Origin of the sequence: Mycolicibacter acidiphilus (assembly GCF_018455725.1) — a bacterium.
Taxonomy (GTDB): Bacteria; Actinomycetota; Actinomycetes; order Mycobacteriales; family Mycobacteriaceae; genus Mycobacterium; species Mycobacterium acidiphilum.
In genome coordinates this window covers 1-599 of the sequence record NZ_JAHCLR010000137.1, presented here as the reverse complement: position 1 = coordinate 599, position 599 = coordinate 1, and the positions used below count along the sequence as shown (strand labels likewise).

At 65.1% G+C, this 599-nt stretch carries 1 protein-coding gene; it reads left to right on the top strand.

Annotated elements, in window-relative coordinates; translation table 11 throughout:
• Positions 1-599 (top strand): acyltransferase domain-containing protein (locus KIH27_RS22195; protein ID WP_214095098.1); only part of this gene is annotated, 599 nt, incomplete at both ends.

Below are 599 nucleotides of genomic sequence, written 5' to 3'. Positions count from 1 at the left end.
GGCACGGTGTTCGTGTTCTCGGGTCAGGGTTCGCATTGGGCGGGGATGGGTCGGCGGTTGTTGGCCGATGAGCCGGTGTTTGCGGCTGCGGTTGCTGAGTTGGAGCCGGTTTTTGTTGAGCGGGTTGGTTTTTCGCTGACGGAGGTCTTGGAGCGGGGTTCTGAGATTTCCGGTGATGCGCAGGTGCAGCCGGTGATCATGGGGTTGCAGTTGGCGTTGGCTGCGTTGTGGCGGTCCTATGGGGTGGTTCCGGATGCGGTGATCGGGCATTCGATGGGGGAGGTGTCTGCGGCGGTGGTGGCCGGGGCGCTCACCGTTGAGCAGGGTTTGTCGGTGATCGCGGTGCGGTCGCGGTTGATGTCGTCGCAGGCCGGGCAGGGTGCGGTGGCGTTGCTGGAGTTGGATGCTGAGGCGACGCTGGAGTTGTTGGCCGGGTTTGACCGGGTTGAGGTGGCGGGGTATCTGTCGCCGCGGCAGACGGTGGTGGCGGGGGATCCCGAGCAGGTGGCGGCGGTGATCGCTGCGGTGTCGGGGATGGATCGGTTCGCTCGTCGGGTGAACATGGAGGTCGCCTCGCACACGGCGTATATGGATCCGAT